This is a genomic window from Bradyrhizobium quebecense (assembly GCF_013373795.3).
GTDB lineage: Bacteria > Pseudomonadota > Alphaproteobacteria > Rhizobiales > Xanthobacteraceae > Bradyrhizobium > Bradyrhizobium quebecense.
In genome coordinates this window covers 782,522-801,585 of the sequence record NZ_CP088022.1, presented here as the reverse complement: position 1 = coordinate 801,585, position 19,064 = coordinate 782,522, and the positions used below count along the sequence as shown (strand labels likewise).

At 65.5% G+C, this 19,064-nt stretch carries 16 protein-coding genes; 5 read left to right on the top strand and 11 right to left on the bottom strand.

Annotation, left to right across the window (positions count from 1 at the left end; translation table 11 throughout):
* Positions 1-122 precede the first annotated feature (122 nt).
* The gene (locus HU230_RS03915; RefSeq protein ID WP_176532835.1) at positions 123-1,337 is read left to right on the top strand and encodes a mandelate racemase/muconate lactonizing enzyme family protein; all 1,215 of its coding nucleotides are present in this window, start codon (positions 123-125) and stop codon (positions 1,335-1,337) included.
* A gap of 165 nt (positions 1,338-1,502) precedes the next feature.
* Here the strand turns inward: HU230_RS03915 and HU230_RS03910 are convergent, their stop codons facing one another.
* The 3 genes from HU230_RS03910 to HU230_RS03900 form a co-directional block, all read right to left on the bottom strand.
* Positions 1,503-2,738, bottom strand: a complete 1,236-nt coding sequence (locus HU230_RS03910; RefSeq protein ID WP_176532836.1) for an ABC transporter substrate-binding protein — start codon at positions 2,736-2,738, stop codon at positions 1,503-1,505.
* A gap of 107 nt (positions 2,739-2,845) precedes the next feature.
* Positions 2,846-4,885, bottom strand: a complete 2,040-nt coding sequence (locus HU230_RS03905; RefSeq protein WP_176532837.1) for a hydantoinase/oxoprolinase family protein — start codon at positions 4,883-4,885, stop codon at positions 2,846-2,848.
* A 7-nt stretch (positions 4,886-4,892) separates the two neighbouring features.
* Complete coding sequence (locus tag HU230_RS03900) at positions 4,893-6,545, bottom strand: hydantoinase B/oxoprolinase family protein (protein ID WP_176532838.1); 1,653 nt, start codon at positions 6,543-6,545, stop codon at positions 4,893-4,895.
* A 265-nt stretch (positions 6,546-6,810) separates the two neighbouring features.
* Here HU230_RS03900 and HU230_RS03895 point away from each other — a divergent pair, with 265 nt between their 5' ends.
* The 4 genes from HU230_RS03895 to HU230_RS03880 are packed head-to-tail and all read left to right on the top strand — an operon-like array spanning position 6,811 to position 10,041.
* The gene (locus HU230_RS03895; RefSeq protein ID WP_176532839.1) at positions 6,811-7,299 is read left to right on the top strand and encodes a DUF305 domain-containing protein; all 489 of its coding nucleotides are present in this window, start codon (positions 6,811-6,813) and stop codon (positions 7,297-7,299) included.
* Positions 7,299-8,756, top strand: a complete 1,458-nt coding sequence (locus HU230_RS03890) for a YncE family protein (RefSeq protein ID WP_176532840.1) — start codon at positions 7,299-7,301, stop codon at positions 8,754-8,756. Before HU230_RS03895 ends, HU230_RS03890 begins: the two co-directional genes overlap by 1 nt.
* Positions 8,753-9,280 carry an RNA polymerase sigma factor gene (locus tag HU230_RS03885; protein ID WP_176532841.1) on the top strand — a complete coding sequence of 176 codons (528 nt, stop codon included), beginning with the start codon at positions 8,753-8,755 and terminating at the stop codon, positions 9,278-9,280. Before HU230_RS03890 ends, HU230_RS03885 begins: the two co-directional genes overlap by 4 nt.
* Positions 9,277-10,041: an anti-sigma factor family protein gene (locus tag HU230_RS03880; protein WP_176532842.1), complete on the top strand. Its 765-nt coding sequence runs from the start codon at positions 9,277-9,279 to the stop codon at positions 10,039-10,041. The genes HU230_RS03885 and HU230_RS03880 overlap by 4 nt, the downstream gene beginning before the upstream one ends.
* Positions 10,042-10,139: 98 nt before the next feature.
* Here HU230_RS03880 and HU230_RS03875 read toward each other — a convergent pair whose 3' ends face one another.
* The 8 genes from HU230_RS03875 to HU230_RS03840 form a co-directional block, all read right to left on the bottom strand.
* The gene (locus tag HU230_RS03875) at positions 10,140-11,393 is read right to left on the bottom strand and encodes an MFS transporter (RefSeq protein ID WP_176532843.1); all 1,254 of its coding nucleotides are present in this window, start codon (positions 11,391-11,393) and stop codon (positions 10,140-10,142) included.
* A 253-nt stretch (positions 11,394-11,646) separates the two neighbouring features.
* On the bottom strand, positions 11,647-12,492 hold the full coding sequence (locus HU230_RS03870) for a CmcJ/NvfI family oxidoreductase (protein ID WP_176532844.1): 846 nt from the start codon (positions 12,490-12,492) through the stop codon (positions 11,647-11,649).
* 346 nt (positions 12,493-12,838) lie between these two features.
* On the bottom strand, positions 12,839-13,780 hold the full coding sequence (locus HU230_RS03865; protein WP_176532845.1) for an ABC transporter substrate-binding protein: 942 nt from the start codon (positions 13,778-13,780) through the stop codon (positions 12,839-12,841).
* Complete coding sequence (locus tag HU230_RS03860) at positions 13,777-14,871, bottom strand: LLM class flavin-dependent oxidoreductase (RefSeq protein ID WP_176532846.1); 1,095 nt, start codon at positions 14,869-14,871, stop codon at positions 13,777-13,779. Before HU230_RS03860 ends, HU230_RS03865 begins: the two co-directional genes overlap by 4 nt.
* A 33-nt stretch (positions 14,872-14,904) precedes the next feature.
* Positions 14,905-16,077: an acyl-CoA dehydrogenase family protein gene (locus HU230_RS03855; protein WP_176532847.1), complete on the bottom strand. Its 1,173-nt coding sequence runs from the start codon at positions 16,075-16,077 to the stop codon at positions 14,905-14,907.
* A complete protein-coding gene (locus tag HU230_RS03850; RefSeq protein WP_176532848.1) occupies positions 16,071-16,868 on the bottom strand; it encodes an ABC transporter ATP-binding protein in 798 nt (265 codons plus the stop codon). Before HU230_RS03850 ends, HU230_RS03855 begins: the two co-directional genes overlap by 7 nt.
* Positions 16,862-17,878 carry an ABC transporter permease gene (locus HU230_RS03845; RefSeq protein ID WP_176532849.1) on the bottom strand — a complete coding sequence of 339 codons (1,017 nt, stop codon included), beginning with the start codon at positions 17,876-17,878 and terminating at the stop codon, positions 16,862-16,864. The genes HU230_RS03850 and HU230_RS03845 overlap by 7 nt, the downstream gene beginning before the upstream one ends.
* The gene (locus HU230_RS03840; RefSeq protein WP_420840837.1) at positions 17,856-18,953 is read right to left on the bottom strand and encodes an ABC transporter substrate-binding protein; all 1,098 of its coding nucleotides are present in this window, start codon (positions 18,951-18,953) and stop codon (positions 17,856-17,858) included. The genes HU230_RS03845 and HU230_RS03840 overlap by 23 nt, the downstream gene beginning before the upstream one ends.
* Between the last annotated feature and the right edge of the window lie 111 nt (positions 18,954-19,064).

Below are 19,064 nucleotides of genomic sequence, written 5' to 3'. Positions count from 1 at the left end.
CACTGGATTGCCGCAGCACTTTGCAACAAGCGTGCGCTGACGGTCTGCCGCCGTGCGGTTGACGCATTGCTCGATCCGCTATTGTGCTCTCTTCAACACCAACAAACGCCGGGCAGGAAACCATGAGCAAATCCACCACGATCAAAAGCGTCGAGACGCTCGCCTGCGATGCCGGCTGGCGGAATTATCATTTCGTCAAGGTGACGACGTCAGACGGGCTGGTCGGCTGGAGCGAATATGACGAGGGCTTTGGCGCCCCCGGCGTGACGGCTGCGATCGAGCGGCTGTCGGCGCGCGTGGTCGGCAAGAACGCATTCGAGCACGAGCGCATCCATGTCGAACTGTTCGCCGCGACGCGCCCCGCCGCCGGCGGCGTAGTGGCGCTGGCGCTCGGGGCGATCGAGAACGCGCTGCTCGACGTCAAGGCCAAGGCGCTCGGCGTGCCCTGCTACGATCTGCTCGGCGGCAAGATCCGCGACCGCGTGCGGGTCTATTGGTCGCATTGCGCGACCTGGCGCATCAATCATCCGGATTGGTACAAGCCTGCAATCACCGACCTCGACGGCGTCAAGGCGATCGGGGCCGAGGTGCGCGAGAAAAAATTCACGGCGATGAAGACCAACATCTTCGTCTATACCGATGGCAAGCCGCAAGGCTGGCGCCCCGGCTTCGGCTCGCCGTTCCAGCCCGAGATCAATGTCGACCGCAATGTGCTGCGCAATCTCTGCATGCATCTGGAAGCGATACGCGACGGCGCGGGGCCGGATGTCGATCTCTTGCTCGACCTCAACTTCAACGCCAAGACCGAGGGGTATCTGAAGATCCTGCGCGCCATCGAGAAGATGGATATGTTCTGGGTCGAGATCGACACCTTCAACCCGCAAGCGCTCGGCTATATCCGCCGCCAGAGCCCGCACCCGATCTCGTCCTGCGAGACGCTTTTGGGCCTGCGCGAATTCCTGCCCTACTTCACCGAGCAGGCGATGGACGTCGCGATCATCGACACGCCGTGGAACGGCGTCTGGCAGTCGATGAAGATCGCCGCTGCCGCCGAGCATTTCGAGGTCAACGTGGCACCGCATAATTTCTACGGCCATCTCTGCACCATGATGAACGCGCATTTCTGCGCGGCGGTGCCGAACCTGCGCATCATGGAGACCGACATCGATCGCCTGGCCTGGGACCACGAGCTGTTCACCCACGTGCCGGAGTTCGTCGACGGCCATCTCGTGATCCCGGATCGTCCGGGTTGGGGCACCGAGCCGAACGAGGAAGGCCTGCGCGCGCATCCGCCGCAGAACAAGGGCGGCCTGCTGAATTACGGGCTCAAGAAGTAGGTGGTTACTTAGGGAGCTGAGCGGCGGCACCGCCTAACCCGTCATCCTGAGGAGGCCGCGCAGCGGTCGTCTCGAAGGATGCACGGCCACAGTCGGGCCGTCGCCCCTTCGAGACGGCTGCTTTGCAGCCTCCTCAGGGTAACGGTGATGGAGTGACCACCGTGCTCAATTATCCTCGCGCACCGGCGTGAACGCGCTCTCGATCACGTCGCCGATCGGCTGCCAGGCATTGCCGTCGAACTGCACCAGCCGCATCTGCTTGATCGGGCGGAAATCCTTCGGTCCGGTGTTGATCACGATCCCGGGCAGCGCGATCGGGCTCTGGTAGTCCTTCAGCGAGGCGGCCTGCCGCATGATGTTCTCGCGCGACAGGTCGTCGCCGCACTGGCGCAGCACCTGCATCAGCGTGTCGGCGGCGGCATAGCCGAACACGGCGTAGATGTCGTCCTTGTCGCCGTCGGGATAGTACTTGTCCATGAAGGCGTCCCACGCCTTGATCTGCGGATCGTTCTTCCAGGAGGCGTCGCCGGCGTCCTTCAGGAACGAGGTCGAGATCACGCCGAGCGAATTCTGCAGGCCCGCCGGCCGCAACGCGCTGGCGATCGAGGCCGATGCATTGTCGAGGATGAACACCGGATGCCAGTCGAGGTCCGCCGCAGCGCGGATCGCGCGCGCCGCGATCGCCGGCGCACCGTCGAACACCAGGATATCGGCGCCGGAGCCTTTCAGGATCCCGATCTGGTTCTGGATCGCGGTCTCCGACGCGTCGAAAGCGAGATCGGCGACGATCATCCCCGCAGTGTCGCCGAGCCCTTCCTGCAATCCCCGGAACAGATCGCGGCCGAACTGGTCGTTCTGCCACAGCACCGCGATCTTGCGCGAGGGATAGGCGGCCTGGATGTAGTTGGCGTAGATCCGCCCCTCGGCGCGGAAGGTCGGCTGCCAGCCCATGGTCCAGGGAAAGGTTTTCGGATGCGCCCACTCCTCGTCGCCGGAGGCGACGAACAGCTGCGGGATATTCTTCTCGTTGAGGTATTTTCGCACGGCGAGGTTGCTCGGCGTGCCGAACGAGCCGAACATCAACAGCACGTCCTGACTCTCGACGAGATCGCGAGTCTGCTCGATCGCGGTCTTCGGACTGGAGCTGTCATCGACCGAGATGAACTTGACCTTGCGGCCATTGATGCCGCCATGCTCGTTGATCATGTCGAAATAGGCGGCTTCCGCCCGCCCGATGGTCGCGAACGCGGCGAGCGGTCCGGTATAGGGCATGACATTGCCGACGCGGATCTCGCTGTCCGTCTTCGCTTCGGGCGCCTGCTGCGCACGCAACGGCGACGCCGCGAGCATCGCTGCAAGGACCAGGGATATCGAAAGCGCAGTTTGTCTTTTTGTTTGCATCAACATCGCCACAACGCCGCCACCAGGCCGGCGCTCCCTCCCAGCGAGCGGAGCTTATCGCCCAAGCCGATGCCGGAAAAATGAAATGTTGATGGCGGAGGCGAGCCTCAGCGCAATGTTATGTCGAGCCAGCCCAGCGGGTTGACCGCGACGCGGTCGCCGCTGCCGACCAGAACCGTCGTGGTTTCGGCTTCAATGATCGCGGGACCGGCCAGCGCATGGCCCGGCTTGAGATCGTCGAGCGCGTAGACCGGCACCTCGCGCCAGGCGCCGAACCAGGCCTGCCGTTTGCCGCGTGGCGCGCAGGGTGCGGCCGACGCGGCCTCGCCGGCATCGCCGCTGCCGTGCGCCACCTTGCCGACCGCGGCGACACGGGCGTTGACGAACACCACCTCCTGCCCGCGCGAGGCATAGGTGTAGAGCTCCTCGTGGCGGCGATGGAAGCGCTCCTCGATCTCCGTGACGAGATCCGCGGCGCCGAGATCGAGGTCGCCGAGCGGCACGTCGATCTCGAACACCTGCTCGCCATAGCGCATCTCGGCCGAACGCTCGATCGCGATGTCGCCCTTGAACCAGTCGCGCAAACGGCCGGCCGCCTGCTCTTCCAGCGCGGCGAACAGCGCCCTCACCTCATCGGCCGAGATCCGTCCCGTGCCGTAATGGGTGCGGCTGACCTCATAGCGCAGATCGCTGGTCAGCATGCCCCAGGCCGACAGCACGGAAGCGACCGTCGGCACGATGATGCGCTTGATCTCGAGCTCGCGCGCGACTTCGGCAGCATGCATGCCGGCGGCCCCGCCGAAGCTGAGCAGCGCGAATTTGCGGGGATCGACGCCGCGGCGCAGCGTCATCAGGCGGATGCCGTCAGCCATCTTCAGATTGATCATCTTGTAGATGCCGGCGGCAGCCTCGATCCGGGACAGATCGAGCGCCTCCGCGATCCGATCGACCGCGGCTTCCGACGCCGCGCGATCGAGCGGCCGCGCGCCGCCCATGAAGGCGGCGGCATCGAGATAGCCGAGCACGACATTGGCATCGGTGACGGTGGCAGCCAGGCCGCCATTGCCGTAGCACGCCGGGCCCGGCACCGAGCCCGCGCTCTCCGGCCCGACCCGCAGCGTGCGGCTCCCGTCGACACCGGCAATCGAGCCGCCGCCCGCCGCAATGCTGGCGATGTCGAGGCTGCGCAGCGCGATGCGCTGGCCGGCCAGCATACCGTCGGCGGACAGCGAGGCTTCGCCGTCGGCAATCAGCGAGATGTCGGTCGAGGTGCCGCCCATGTCGAACGGCACGAGATCGGGAATCCCGAGCATCTCGGCGCAGCGGCGGCTGCCGGAGATGCCGCCGGCCGGGCCTGACAGCACGGTGCCCGCGGCGAGCCGCGAGGCTTCCTCCACCGGCGCCATGCCGCCATGCGACAGCACGACGAACAGCGAGCCCTTGAAGCCCGCCTCATGCAGGCTGCGCTCCAGATTGGTGAGATAGCGCCGCACCGTCGGCGCGACATAGGCGTTCACGATCGTGGTCGAGACGCGCTCATACTCCTTGATCTGCGGCAGCACGTCGCTCGAGCGCGACACGCTGACATCGGGCAGCTCTTTTGCCAGCCGCTCGACCGCGGCGAGCTCATGCGCGGGGTTGAGATAGGCGTGCAGGAAGCAGACCGCAACCGAATTCGCACCCGATCGTTTCACCTCGGCGATAACGTCGCCGAGCGCGGCGGCATCGAGCGCAACTGCAGCACTGCCGTCGGCCTTCAGCCGCTCGCGGACGCCAAACCGGCGCTCGCGCGGCACCAGCGGCTCGGGCGGCGGCGTGCGCAGATCGTAGCGATCCGGCTTCAGCCCCTCGCGCATCTCCACCACGTCGCGATGGCCCTCGGTGGTCAGCAGCGCGACTCTGGCGCCCTTGCGCTCGAGCAGCGCATTGGTCGCAACCGTCGTGCCGTGCACCAGACGATCGGTTGCCGCGAGCATCGCCGCGCGGGTGACGCCGAGGCGGCGCGCCAGTTCCTCAAGTCCCGCCATGACGCCGATCGACTGATCGGCCGGCGTGGACGGCGATTTCGCGAAAACGGTGCGCCCGGTTTGATCCGTCGCAACCAGGTCGGTGTAGGTGCCGCCGACGTCAACCCCAATCGTGTACATCGCTGCCCTATACCGCCTTCGAAACCAGACCTTGTGCGACGTCGCGCGCCCTCGCCTCCGCCGTTCGCTTCTCGGACGGACCCCAGCCGCCGCCGCCGGACGAGCGGATCTCGAGGCAGTCGCCGGGGCGCAGCTCGATGCCGACCTCCTTGGTCTTCAGCACGCGCGGCGCGCGGCCTTCTGACAACAGCCGGTAATGATGCGGCTCGCCGTCCTTGCCGCCGAGCATGCCGCACGGGCCATGGCGCGCGCCGTCGCCGGCGGTATTGCCTTTGGCGGGCTTTGCCGTCTCCAGCACCATGTCGAGCGCAACGCCGAGCCCGCCGCGATGCTGGCCGTCGCCGCCCGAATCCGGCCGGAACTCGTGCTGGCGGAAATGCAGCGGAAAGCGCACCTCGGCGACCTCGATGCTGCCGAATTTGAGCCCGCCGACCGAGTGCCACTCGCCGATCGAGGAATAGCCGTCGCCGCCCGGCGATGCGCCACCGCCCGGCCGCGCCTGAAACATGTGCCAGATGAAGTTGCGGCCGTTGCGCGGATCCTCGCCCTGGATCGCGATGCGGAAGCGGCGACCCCATCCGCCCATCACGCGATCCGGACAGGAGGCCGACATCGCCTTGATGATGGCTTCGACGATCTCATTCGAAGGGTGGCTGGTGCACAGCGTGACCGGGCGGCCGGGATCGGCCCACACGATGGTGCCCTGCTTCGCCACCACCTTTAGCGGCCGCAGCGCGCCGGTGTTCTTCGGGATATCGGCGTCGATCAGATAGGCAAAGGCCATCGCCACCGCCGCCTGCATGTTGGCGTGCGACGAGTTGACGAAACTCGTCGACTGCGGATCGGAGCCGGTGAGATCGACCTCGATATCGCTGCCCGTCTTGGTCACCTTGGCGGCGATCTTGATGTCGGTGCGGCCGTGGCCGTCATCGTCGAGCAGGGCTTCGCCATAGAACACGCCGTCCTTCCAGCTCGACACCACGGCGCGGGTCTGCTGCTCGGTGGCATCAAGAATGGCCTCGATCGCGGCCTCAACCGTCTCCGCGCCGAACTCGCTGAACAGTTTTGAGACGCGGCGCTCGCCGAGATGCGCCGCACCCAGCATCGCCGCGAGGTCGCCGCGGAATTCCCTGGGGTTGCGGATGTTCAAAGCCAGCAGGTCGAGCAGGTCCTCGCGCGGCTTGCCGGCCTCGTAGAGCTTGATCGGCGGAATCCGAATGCCTTCCTGATAGATCTCGGTCGCGGCCGGATTGTAGGCGCCATGCGTGGCGCCGCCGATGTCGCTCTGATGGGCGCGCACGATGGTCCACAGAAGCCGCTTGCCGCCGTCGAACACCGGCACGAAGGCGGTGAGATCAGGCAGATGGCTGCCGCCATGATAGGGATCGTTGAGCAGGATGACGTCGCCGGGCGCGACGTCCTTGAAGCGTTCCTCGACCGCGAGCGTCGCCCACGGCAAGGCGCCGACATGCACCGGGATGTGATCGGCCTGCGCGATCAGCCGCCCGCCGGTGTCGCAGATCGCCAGCGAAAAATCGCGGCTGGAATTGAGGATCTGCGAATAGGAGGTGCGAAGCATGGCTTCGCCCATCTCCTTCACGATCGACGACAGGCGGTGCTGGACCACGGAGCGGGTGATTGGATCGATCTTGGCGGACATCTTGGCCTTGTTGGCGCGTGCGATTGCGCAGCGAGGATCGAGGAACCGGCCGAGCGGAACCGGAATTCCCTCTTATAGCCAGTGGCTTGCCGATCGCAAATCGGCCGGTTCGGCCGGAACGGGGTATTCCATCGATCAGCAAGTCGTGATCGACAAGAATCGACCCGGCGACGGAATAGAACTCTCGCCACCGCGTCCCACCCATGCAAGCCGGCCCCAAAGGCCGAACCGCTCAGACTTCCCCGACAACTCCCAGGGTGACGCAATGCTTCCTCAATTCCTCAAACCCGGCCTCGCGCCGCTCGGCGCGGCCGTCCTGCTCGCTGTTGCCGCGGCTGCGTTCGCGCATGACGGCGATCATCCGGTCCAGACCGCGCAGACGGCTGACGAGAGCGCCTTCCTCGCCGAAAACGATGCCGCGATGACCAAGATGATGAATGACATGGCCGCCAAGCCGAGCGGCGATATCGATCGCGATTTCGTCGCGATGATGACGCCGCACCACCAGGGTGCGATCGACATGGCCGTGATCGAGCTTCGCTACGGCAAGAACGAGCGGCTGCGCCGGATCGCACAGGAGATCATCGTCGAGCAACGCCAGGAGATCGACGCCATGAAGCTCGCGCTCGGCGAACAGGTCACGGACACGACACCCGCGCCGACACAACAACCCGGCGCGAAACCCGGCCCGGCGGCGGCCACGCACGATCACATGAACATGCACCACGACATGATGAAGCAGGAGACCAAGTGATGACGAGCCCATTCGTGAAGGGCCTGTTGGCCACCAGCATGATCGTGCTGTCGACATCCGCGTTTGCCGGTCAGGCGCCGGGTGCCGTGTCCTCGCCCGACATTCCGATCAGCCATCACGACCGCGTCTACGCCGCCGAGCAGTTCTCGAACACGGTGTCGGTCACCGATCCCGTCGACAACAAGCTGCTCGGCGTGATCCGGCTCGGCGACCCGCAGCCCGGCAATTTCAGCCCGCTCTACAAGGGACAGGTATTGGTCCACGGCATGGGCTATTCGCCCGACCACCACACCCTCGCCATCGTCTCGATCGGCTCGAATTCGGTGACCTTCATCGACACGGCCACCAACGCGGTCAAGCACGTCACCTATGTCGGGCGCTCGCCGCACGAGGCCTTCTTCACGCCCGACGGCAAGGAAGTGTGGGTCACCGTGCGTGGCGAAAATTACATTTCGGTGATCGACGCGCAGAGCTTCAAGGAAACGATGCGCATCGAGGTGCCGGCGGGACCGGGCATGCAGATCTTCTCGCCCGACGGCAAGTACGGCTACATCTGCTCCTCGTTCAATCCGGAGACCGACGTGGTTTCGGTGGCCGACCATCAGATCGTGGCCAAGGTGAAGCAGGAGAGCCCGTTCTGCCCCAACATCGCAGCGACGCCGGACGGCGAGCAGGTGTGGTTCACGCTGAAGGATGTCGGCAGGACGCAGGTCTTCAACGCCAGGCCGCCGTTCAACCTGATCAAGACGATCGACACCGGCCCGATTACCAACCACGTCAATTTCGCGAAGACCGCCAAGGGGACGTTCGCCTATGTAACCATCGGCGGCACCAATGAGGTCAAGGTGTTTCGCACCGACGACTTCTCGGAGGTCGCTACCATTGCCGTCGGCAACCTCCCGCACGGCGTCTGGCCGTCCGGCGACGGCACGCGGGTCTATGTCGGTCTGGAAAATGCCGATGCGCTGGCCGCGATCGACACCGCGACCAACAAGGTGATCGCCACCATCCCGGTCGGTCAGGCGCCGCAGGCCATCGCCTACGTGCCGAACGCCGCGCCGAATCCTGACGATCGCCAGAACCTGCAGGCCCTCGGCGTCGCCGGCCAGGCCGCGCACCTCGCGCTCGTGCCGAAGCAGGACGCGAAAGGCGACAAGCCGCCGACCAGCGTCTCGCTGTTCGATCAGGGCCTGATCCAGGTGGTGCAGGCATCGGTCACCGGGCTCGAACCCAAGCAGCGCTACGTGCTAGGATTGGCTCAACATGCCGACGGGACGGGATCGGTAGAGCCTCTGGCAGCCTTCATGACCAATCCCGCCGGCTCTGCGATCGTCAACGCCGCCGGTCCGATCCGCCAGATCGTGCAGAGCGCGGCCAAGGCCGAACGGCGCTATCTCATCATCGCATCAGGCGAGCCGGCGAAACTCGGTGCGGTCATCCAGGTGCAAACGCCATGAACGACATGCTGCGCCTGGTCGAACCGCTGATACCCGCCTTGCGGCGGTATGCGCGGGCCCTCGTCCGCGACCACGCAGCGGCCGACGATTTGGTGCAGGACTGTCTGGAACGCGCCGTGATTCATTGGGAGCAGCGGCGGTCGGACAATCCGCGGCCGTGGCTGTTCGCAATCCTTCATAATCTCGCCATCAACCAGTTTCGCCGCGCAACGACGCGCGGCGTCCATGTCGCGATCGACGAAACCAACGAGGACGCATTCGGCCAGGAAGCGGCCCAGGAACAGAAGGTGATGTATCGCGACGTCATGGCGAAGCTCGCAAGGCTTCCGCATGACCAGCGTGCGGTCCTGCTGCTCGTCGGCGTCGAGGACTTGTCCTATGCCGACGCCGCAAAGGTGCTCGGTGTGCCCATCGGCACGGTGATGTCGCGCCTGGCGCGCGCTCGCGAAAGGCTGCATCAGGAACTGGAGGGGACCGCCGGCGACCTGAACAATAATATCGTGCAATTGCGGAACAGGACATGAGCAATCGACCCATTACCGAAGACGATCTGCATGCCTATGTGGATCGCGCGCTGGAGCCGGAGCGCGAGGCGGAAATCATTGCGTATCTGGAAAAGCATCCTGATATGGCCAAGCGCATCGCCGCCTACTCCGACGAGCGTAACCTTCTGCGATCGGTACTGCTGCCGATCACCGAAGAACCGCTGCCGCCGCAGCTCAACCTCGCCAGGATGATCGAGCGCCCGCGCCGCCGCCCCTCGTCGTTCCGCTGGGCGATCGCAGCGATGCTGATGCTCTCGATCGGCGGCCTCGGCGGATGGGTGATCCGTGGCGCGGCACAGGTGCCTGCCGGCGGGCTTGCAGCACTGGCTGAAGAAGCAAGCGATTCCTACAAGGTGTACGCCTCCGACCGCACGCGGCCGGTCGAACTGCGCGACAGCACCGAGCTTGTGCAATGGGTGTCCAACAGGTTGCGTCAGCCGGTCAAGCTGCCGGATCTGAGCAAGTCGGGATATCGTTTGATGGGCGGACGGGTGGTGCCGACGGCGCACGGTCCGGCGGCCATGTTCATGTACGATGATGATCACGGCGAGCGGCTTGTGGTCCTGACCCGTCCGATGACGTCGGATCAGAACGCGCCGATGGCCGCGCATTCGGGTGGCGACATCGCAGGTTTCTCGTGGGCGGACGGCGGCACGGGCTATAGCCTCGTCGGGCCGCGCGGGGTCGATTCCTTGCGGCCGCTTGCCAATGAAATTCGCAAGCAGGCGCAGACGATCTAAAGCGCGATGAGATTGGGTTCAATCGTCATCGCGCTTTAGGTCTCTTCTTTGAGCATGACCTTTTCGGAAAACCGCTTCGCACTTTTCCGGATCATGCTCTAGGCAGTGGCAGCCCTGGTGTAAATCAGGAACAGCACGATCCCGATCACCAGCGCGCCGGCGATGAACAGCAGCACCGCGGGCAGCCCGAACAGTGCCGCAACGCCGGCCGTGCTGAACTGCAGCAGCGCCGCGCCGAGGAAGAACGCAAGATTGACCGACGACAGCGCCTTGCCGGTGTTCTGGGCGTCGACGAGCTGCCGCGTCATGCCGTAGATCAGCGGCTGCGCCGAGGTCGCAAACCCGATCAGGATCAGCAGCACCAGATCATACCGCACCGGCATCACGGCGACGCCGAGCAGGTTCGAGACCAGGAAATGCGGCGCGCCGGCGGCCATCAGCACCAGCAGCAGCGCGGCGACGGCATGGGTCGACGCCACCATGGTGCGGCGATGCCCGAACCTGCGATCGATCGCGCCGATACAGGCCGGGCCAATGATCATCGCCAGCGTGAACAGGCCGAGCACATTGCCGGCCTCGATGCGGCTCAGACCCTTCATATCCATCAGCCACGGCCCGCCCCACAGGCCGCGCAGCACCAGCGAGGCGCCGAGCGACACCAGCGACAGCGCGATCAATCCGCGCAGGCCGCGCGACAGGCCGAGCCGCAGCACCTCGGCCATCTGCTGCAACGGCGAGGAATCATCCGCATGCGCCGCCGGCTGCCGCGGCACCAGCGCGAATACCGCGATCAGCACGACAATGCCGAAACCGGCCGAGCCCCAGAAGCCGGCGCGCCAGCCGAACTGATCGACCACGAAGGCCAGCGGGCTGGCCGACAGCAGCATGCCGATATTGCCGATCGACAGGATCAGGCCGGACCACAGGCCGAACTTCGCCGCCGACATCTGCTTGGCCGCCAGCGTCATCGGGCACATCAGCATGCCCGAGGTGGCGATGCCGAGCATGAGTTGCCCGAGCACGAAGCTCGCGGGCCCCGTGGCGAGCGCCGAAACCAGTGTCCCGACCACAGTACCTCCGAGAAGGCTCAGCGACACCGGCCGCACGCCGAAACGATCCATCGCAGCGCCGACCGGGATTTGCGAGGCGGCAAAGGAGAAGTGATAGATCGAGGTGAGGCTCGCCAGCGCCTGCGGCGAGGTGCCGAAATCCCGCGCCATCAGATCGAGGCTGATCGCGGGGATCGTGCGCAGCAGCGTCGACAGCATGTGGCCGCAGGCCAATGCCAGAAGCGCAAGAACCAGGGCGCGGAACCCGATCCCTGCTGCTTCCTTCGTCACCACGCCGTCCATGAATCGCCCCTTCCCCAAGCAGTTTGGGGGACGGGCGTAACATTATTGGGACAAGGGTGCCAAGTTTGGGGGCAGAGTGGATTCGTTCTGCCGTCCTTGCTCTCCCGCTTGCGGGGAGGCCGGAGCGCATCGTCAGATGCGGTCCGGGTGGGGATTCTCTCCACGATACGACTCGTGGAGAGAGCCCCCACCCCAACCCTCCCCCGCAAGCGGGAGAGGGAGCGCACCTGTTATGCCGTAACGTTCTTCGCCATCAATGCTTATGGAACACCAGCGTGCGGAGCTCGATGCTCTCGCGCGGCGCGGCATCTGCCGGCGTGGTCGGATCGACGAAGGCCGTGTGCGGTCCAAACCGCGTCCGGCCGTCGGTCGCCGAGTCGTAGCATTTCAGCAGGATCGCCTCGTCCGGCATCATCTCGGGAATGTAGAACCAGCGATGGTTCGGATTGTACTTCACCGAATAGGTCTCGCCGCTGCGGTTCGGGTAGATCAGGTCGGAGGCGATCAGATCCTCCGGCGCGACCGTGGTGCCGTCGGCCATCGCGAGCGGTGAATCGCGCAGGGGGCCGCGGATCGGGCGCCACAGATTGATCACCTGGACGCGGCCCTTGACGAGCTGCTCGGCCTCGTCAGGCAAATGCTCGAACACCCGATTGTGGCCGGACACGGCGGTCTGGTCGACATGGACGCGGGTCGCGGGCTGGCGCGGGCCGCCGCCACGAATGTCCGCTGCACCTTCGACGCGCTTGCGCACGGTGTGGTCGAAGATGAAGACGCGATCCGCCTTCAGCGTCGCCTTGAGGAAGGCCTCGACGGCGGGATAGTAGACATTGCGGACTTCGTTGTCGTCGTAATAGTCCTTCACGATGGTCGGATGCTTGACCAGCGCAAAGCCCTCGCGGTCGAGCGAGAAGCTGTCGGCGATCAGGCGCCCGTCAAAGACCGGGACATTGTGAGCTTCGGGCAGTGCGGTGGATTTGGGTTCGCCGGGCGGCGGATCGAAAGCGTAAGTCCGGGGCTTGCCCGGCGTCGGCGCGAGATAATTCAGTTCAGCGGTCACAAACGGCAGCGACTCGATGCGAGTTTCTTGAAGGCCCACGGTGATCTCCCGGACTCGATTGTTCGTACGATTGATCTTGGCAGCGCCGGTGGGTGCGGCAAGGCTGCCGAGGAAATAGCAACGTTGCGGTTTAGGATTGTGCCAAACGGGAAAAATCCTTGCTGGGGCGTGGCGCGACAACGAATGGATATTTTTGCGATCACGGATTCGTTAGCGGTATCGTAAGCTGCCGCCCCTCATCACGTGAGGCCGTGAACCTATCCAATCCATCGGTCCGCATATGCCGCGCGATGGATTGCTTCGCTTCGCTCGCAATGACGTATAAGCGACCATGGTTGAGACGCGCATTCGCGTTTGTCGGCGTGACGAGCACACGGACGGGAGATTACAAGCCTGCACCCTTCTCGACGGCCGCACCAAACGACCGATCGACGATATCGGCGGCGTTGATCTTCTGCCGGATCAGGCCCCAGCGGTCGTAGAGATCGATGGTCTTCTGCTCGTCGGCCACCACGCTGTCGTCGATCGGCGCGATGCGGATCTTGGCGCGCGCCAGCCAGTTCAGCGGCACCGCGGGCGGGATGTTCATCAGCCTGCCCCAGGTCGCAGCGTAGCCTTCGACATTGTTCTGCGACCATGCGCGCGCGGCCGCGAGGCGACGCACGAAATCCTCGAGCTCGACGCGCTTGCCCTTGATCGCATCAGGCGTCGCAACCTGGAATCCGAGGCCGGGCGTGATGCCGTCGGCCGTGATGACGCGGCGCGACTTGAACAGCACCTCCTCCTGGCTGACATAGGGCTCCCAGGTCGACCACGCGTCGACAGCGCCCTGCATGTAGGCGACCTTGGCATCCGACGGCGCCAGGAACACGATCTGCACGTCGCTCGCCTGCCAGCCCTTCGATTCCAGCGCGGCCAGGATCAGCTGATGGCCGATCGAGCCGCGGCCGGTTGCGATCTTCTTGCCGCGCAGATCGTCAAAGCTCTTGATCGCGGAATTCTCCGGCACCACGACTGCGAGCCCGTCGCGCGACTGCCGCACGGCGGCGATCGCCTTCACCGGAATCCTGGCGGCGGCCGCGAACGTAAACGGCGCATCGCCGACCAGGCCGGTGTCGATCGCACCCGCCCCAAGCGCCTCCAGCAGCGGCGCCGCGGCGGCGAACTCCTTCCATTCGATCTTGTAGGGAACGTCCTTGAGCACGCCGGCCGCTTCCATCACGGCCTGCGAATTGCCCTTCTGGTCGCCGACGCGCAGCGTGGTCTGCGCGACGGCCGCGTCGATGGCGGCGAGCGCAAGCGCCGCCGCGACAATGAGGCGGATCATTCGGCGGCGATCCCCCGCTGCTGGTCGCGTGCTTCGATCAGCTTGCGGGTCAGCGGAATCAGCTCGCGGCCATAGTCGATGGCATCGACCAGCGGATCGAAGCCGCGGATCAGGAAATGGCTGACGCCAAGATCGTAGTAATCGGCGAACACCTCGGCGACCTGCTCGGGCGTACCGACCAGCGCGGTGGTGTTGCTGTTGGCGCCGGTAAGCTTTGCGATCTCGGTCCACAGCCGCTTGTCGATCCGCGTGCCCTGATCGGCCAGCGCCAAGAGCCGCTTGGCGCCGTCGGTCGCATGGTTGGGCCGGCGGTAACCGGTCTGGTCCTGCAGCGCAGTGGCGCGCTCGAGGATATGCTCTGCCTTCGCCCATGCCTTCCCCTCGGTGTCGGCCAGGATCGGCCGTACCGACAGGCTGAAGCGCGGCGTCGGCCGGCCGTGCTTGGCCGCGGCCGCGCGCACCCGCGCGGTGACGTCCCGCACCTGCGCGTAGGATTCCCCCCACAGCGCGAAGGTGTCCGCATGCTTGCCTGCGACCTCGACCGCGGCATCCGAGCCGCCGCCGACAAAGGTGTAGATGCCGCCCTTCTGCAACGGCTTCACCTGCGAGAAGCCGTTCTCGACGTTGTAGTACTTGCCGCTGTAGTTGAACGGCTTCTCGCTGGTCCATTCCAGCCGCACCACGTCGAGAAATTCGCTGGTGCGGGCGTAGCGCTCGTCCTTGTCGTCGAGCGTGTTGCCATCCTGGCGCAGCTCGATGGCGTTGCCGCCGGTGATGACGTGCAGCGAGACGCGGCCGCCATAGAACTGATCCAGCGTCGCGAGCTGGCGCGCCAACAGCGTCGGCGCGGTGAAGCCCGGACGCTGCGCGATCATCACCTTGAGCTGCTTGGTGATGGTCAGCACATGCTGCGCGACCTGCAGCGCATCCGGCGTGGTCGAGTGGAACGCCAGCAGCGCGCGGTCGAAGCCGGCGAGCTCATGGGCCTTGGCGACGGTCTCGATATAGGGCGGATCGAGCACCGGGCCTGAGCGAACGATGGTCTCGGAGGCATTGTTGTTGGTGATGAAGCCGATGAACTCGACCGGCATGACTGACAACTCCGTTGTTGTTGGCTGTTGTTTTCAGACGCCCAGCGCGGAACGCCCGGCGGAGACACGGGTGGCATCGTCTTGCGGGGTATGGATGCGGCCGCACAGCACGTCGCGGTAATGCCGCTCCAGCGGATTGGTTCGCGACAGGCCGTGATTGCTGGTCAGCGACAAGGCATCCTCCACCACTGCTGCGGCGTTATTGGTCACCGTCAGCTTGATGATGTTAGACTCGATCGCGGACAGCGGGAAGCCGCTATCGAAATCGGCCGCAAAGCTGTCGATCAGGCGGGCATTGACGGCAAGCCGCGCCTCGATGTAGCCGACAACCTCCTGGATGCGCGGCACGGTCGCCAGCGGCGCGCCGAGATTGGCCGGCACCCGTTCCTTGAGGAACTTGACCAGCCAGTCGCGCGCCGCACGCGCAATGCCGTCATAGATCGCGGCGACGAAGATCGCGTGCACAGTCGCCTGGGTGACGTCAGGAACCTTCCAGTCGTCGGGCCTGCGGACGTCGATCTCATAGTCCAGCGGAAACACCACGTCGTCGAAGACCACGGTGTGGCTGCCGCTGGCGCGCAGGCCGAGATGATCCCAGGTCTCCTCGATCCGCGTTCCCGGCAATCCGGCCGGAACCAGAAATTGTCCGACACGGGGCTCCGGCTCGTCGGTTTTGGCCCAGACCACGTACCATTTCAGAATCGGCGCCCCGGTCGAATAGATCTTGCGGCCGGTCAGCCGCCAGCCGGTTTCGGTGCGGCGCGCCGTGGTCGCCGGCAGGCCGCCGCGCGCGGGTGAGCCGAGCTCGGGCTCGACGCGCAACGCGTTGATCAGCGCCACGCCCTCGACCGTCTCCCTGGCGAGCTTGCGCGCCAGCCGGCCGGGCCAGCGCGTGCTGCGCGCCATCACGAGATGCTGGATGTAATGCATCGACAGCACCAGCGCGGTCGACGGATCGGCCTTGCCGATGATGCCGAGCACGCGCGTGGCATCGCGCGCGCCCGCGCCGCCCCCGCCTGATACCGCCGGCACGGTCAGCGCCAGCAGCCCTTCGCGCGACAGGTCAGAAAAATTCTCGAAGGGAAAGCTGGCATCGCGATCATGCGCGGGCGCACGCGCGGCAAGCACTTCGGCGAGCCGCAACGCGCGCGCAATGTGCTCCGGCTGGTTCGCCGGCGGCAGCTCCCTGGCCGCGGTCGTCACCATGTCGCCTCCAGTCCGAGCAGCCCGAGGATCTGCTTGCGCAGATCGGCCAGATAGGGATCGCCGCGATGCCGCGGGTATGGCCGGGTGACGGCGATATCGGCCTTGATCCGCGCCGGCCGGTCGGAGAGCACGATGACGCGGTTGGCGAGCACCAGCGCTTCCTCGACGTCATGGGTGACCAGCAGCGTGGTAAAACCCTTGCGCTGCCACAGCGCCACCAGCTCGGCCTGCATCGCGATCCGCGTCAGCGAGTCGAGCTTGCCGAGCGGCTCGTCGAGCACCAGGATCTTCGGATCGTTGACCAGCGCACGCGCCAGCGCCACGCGTTGCGCCATGCCGCCGGAGAGCTGGTGCGGATAGGCATTGCGGAACGACGACAGCCCGACCAGCTCGATCACGGCATCGACCCGGTGCCGCTGCGCCTTCAGGATGCCCTGCGCTTCCAGCCCGAGCGCCACATTGTCCCACACCGAACGCCAGGGAAACAGCGTCGGATCCTGGAACACGACGACACGCGAGGGATGCGGGCCACTGATGCGGACTTCATCCTCGCGCAGCGAGCCGCTGCGCGGCTTCTCCAGCCCGGCGACCAGCCGCAGCAATGTCGACTTGCCGCAGCCGGACGGGCCGAGCAGCGCCACGAACTCGCCGGCCGCGATCGAAAGGCTGACATTGTCGAGCACGGGAAGCACCGCACCGTCGATGTCGAAGACGTGGCTGACGCCTTCGATATCGAGCTCGGCGCCGACGGCAGGATAGGTGATCGCCTCGGCGGCGGATTGCACTACCATTTGACGACGCCCTTCTGCCAGACCAGCAGGCGGTCGCGGGTCCGGAACAATAGCGTGATCGCGCCGGAGCAGAGCAGCGACATCACGATCAGCGCCGCGTACATGTTGGCATAGGCCGCCCAGCCCTGCGCCCATTGCAGGTACCAGCCGAGGCCGGCCTTGACGCCGATCATCTCGGCGACCACGAGCACGGCAAAGGACGAACCAAGCCCCATGAACAGGCCGACGAACACGTGCGGCAGCGCGGCAGGGATCGCGACCTTCAGCACCAGGAACGACGGCTTGGCGCCAAGCGTGCGCGCGACGTCGTAGTAGGCGGTGCTGACGCTCGCCACGCCCGACCAGGTCAGCACCGTCACCGGGAATCCGGTGGCGAGCGCAATCAGGAAGGTCGAGGCGCTCCAGCTCGACGGGAAGGTGAAGAAGGCGATCGGCAGCCAGGCGGTGGCGGGCAGCGGACCGATGAAGCGCAGCACCGGATGCACCCAGTAGCCGATCTTCTGCGACCAGCCGATCGAGACGCCCGTGATGAAGCCGACGGTCGCGCCGATGATGTAGCCGCCAAGCTGCAACTTGATCGAGGCGAACACGCTGTCGAGCAGTTTTGGCAAATCGTCGGTGTAGACCTCGAGGATCGACTGCGGCGGCGGGAAGAACGGCAGCGGCAGCCAGGCGAATTTCGCGGTGGCGACCTCCCACAGCGTCACGAAGGCGCCGAAGGCCACCAGCCATGGCGCACGCTTGCGCAGCGCCTGCCCGGCGCCGCCGAGATAATCCGCGCTGAACGTACCGAACAGGATAAAGGCCGCGATGACGATCGCGCCGATGCCGAGCGATTGGGTCCGCGACCAGTCGCCGACATCGGGCCAATAGAGGCACGACAGCCCGAACGCGAGCCAGGCGAGTGTTGCCGCGAGGCCAACGCCATAGCTGCCGGAGAGGTTCGAGAACATGACCGCAGCGCGCGGCGCGGTCGCGGCCGTCGTGTCAGACACTGAATACGTCGACATAGATCCGCTCCGCGAATTTGGCCGTGTCGGTGCTCTGCTTGAACACCTGCACCGATTTCAGGTCGTCGGCGTAGCCCTTGAGCTCGCGCTTGAGCACTTCGCCGGTGGGATGATGGTGATGGGTGTGGTAACGCGCCATCGCCTCGAGATCAGCGAGGCTCGCCGCCTTCGGCGCATAGGGCTGGAACGACTTTGCCGCCTTGTCCGGATTCTGCGAGGTGAACATCGCGGCATCGAGCAGCGCCTGGGTGATGGCGCGCGCGACGTGGGGTTCTTCCCGCACCAGACTGCCGCGCAGGCCGACGATGCAGCAGCTCTTGTCGCGGTACTCGCCGTCGAGGTTGGAGGCGACCTCCTTGTACTGCGTGTCCTTCAGCCAGAGATAGGCGAGCGGGTCCGACGACAGGAAGGCCTGCACCTCGCCCTTTTCGACCGCGACGTTCAGGAGATTGCCGGGATAGGCGCGCCAGTCGACATCCTTGACCGGGTCGATGCCGAGCTTGGAGAGCTGGATCGAGAAGAAATTCTTGTCAGGACCGGCGAGATCACCGACCGCGACGATCTTGCCCTTGAGATCGGCGAGCCTGTCGACGCCGGAATTGGTGCGGGTCAAGACGCGCATGCAGCCGCCATGCGTGCCGGCGGCGATCTTGACGTCGAAGCCCTGCTCCAAGGGCTTGAGCCAGCGCAGCGCCATGCCGAGACCGGCGTCGCTCTTGCCGGTGGCGATCGCCTCCAGCAGCTGGTCGGTCGAACCTGAATAGTTGACGAGCTCGACGTCGAGATTCTGCTTCTGGAAGAAGCCATGGTCGATGGCGACCGGCAGCGGCGCGAGGCAGACCGCGCCGGCGTTCCAGGACAGCTTCAGCTTGCGCGAGCTGCCTGCCAGCGGCGGCGCATCGGAGGCGGTCTTGCAGATCGGGAATTCGGAGAAGTCGATCGCCGATGCGACCGGGCGCGGCGCGAAGGCCTGCGCGCCATAGGCGCCGAGCGGCGCGGCAAAGGCTGCGGCGGCGCCCGCGCGCAGCAATGTGCGGCGATCCATCACCGTCTTCTTGTTATCCGTCGACATCATCACTCCTGCATTTCGGCAAGGCTCCGCCCCGCGCGCAAAACGTCTCCGTCTGCACGCCCCGTCGTTCGAAGCTCATGGTTTAGAAAAAGCGGATTTCTCCGGCGCTATTGC

What these genes read in the sequence shown, in the direction of transcription:
- HU230_RS03905 (WP_176532837.1), bottom strand. Translation starts at nt 4,885, where the DNA reads ATGTACACGATTGGGGTTGACGTCGGCGGCACCTACACCGACCTGGTT.
- HU230_RS03890 (WP_176532840.1), top strand. Translation starts at nt 7,299, where the DNA reads ATGACGAGCCCATTCGTGAAGGGCCTGTTGGCCACCAGCATGATCGTG.
- HU230_RS03875 (WP_176532843.1), bottom strand. Translation starts at nt 11,393, where the DNA reads ATGGACGGCGTGGTGACGAAGGAAGCAGCAGGGATCGGGTTCCGCGCC.
- HU230_RS03860 (WP_176532846.1), bottom strand. Translation starts at nt 14,871, where the DNA reads ATGCCGGTCGAGTTCATCGGCTTCATCACCAACAACAATGCCTCCGAG.
- HU230_RS03910 (WP_176532836.1), bottom strand. Translation starts at nt 2,738, where the DNA reads ATGCAAACAAAAAGACAAACTGCGCTTTCGATATCCCTGGTCCTTGCA.
- HU230_RS03865 (WP_176532845.1), bottom strand. Translation starts at nt 13,780, where the DNA reads ATGATCCGCCTCATTGTCGCGGCGGCGCTTGCGCTCGCCGCCATCGAC.
- HU230_RS03900 (WP_176532838.1), bottom strand. Translation starts at nt 6,545, where the DNA reads ATGTCCGCCAAGATCGATCCAATCACCCGCTCCGTGGTCCAGCACCGC.
- HU230_RS03840 (WP_420840837.1), bottom strand. Translation starts at nt 18,953, where the DNA reads ATGATGTCGACGGATAACAAGAAGACGGTGATGGATCGCCGCACATTG.
- HU230_RS03915 (WP_176532835.1), top strand. Translation starts at nt 123, where the DNA reads ATGAGCAAATCCACCACGATCAAAAGCGTCGAGACGCTCGCCTGCGAT.
- HU230_RS03855 (WP_176532847.1), bottom strand. Translation starts at nt 16,077, where the DNA reads ATGGTGACGACCGCGGCCAGGGAGCTGCCGCCGGCGAACCAGCCGGAG.
- HU230_RS03895 (WP_176532839.1), top strand. Translation starts at nt 6,811, where the DNA reads ATGCTTCCTCAATTCCTCAAACCCGGCCTCGCGCCGCTCGGCGCGGCC.
- HU230_RS03845 (WP_176532849.1), bottom strand. Translation starts at nt 17,878, where the DNA reads ATGTCGACGTATTCAGTGTCTGACACGACGGCCGCGACCGCGCCGCGC.
- HU230_RS03885 (WP_176532841.1), top strand. Translation starts at nt 8,753, where the DNA reads ATGAACGACATGCTGCGCCTGGTCGAACCGCTGATACCCGCCTTGCGG.
- HU230_RS03880 (WP_176532842.1), top strand. Translation starts at nt 9,277, where the DNA reads ATGAGCAATCGACCCATTACCGAAGACGATCTGCATGCCTATGTGGAT.
- HU230_RS03850 (WP_176532848.1), bottom strand. Translation starts at nt 16,868, where the DNA reads ATGGTAGTGCAATCCGCCGCCGAGGCGATCACCTATCCTGCCGTCGGC.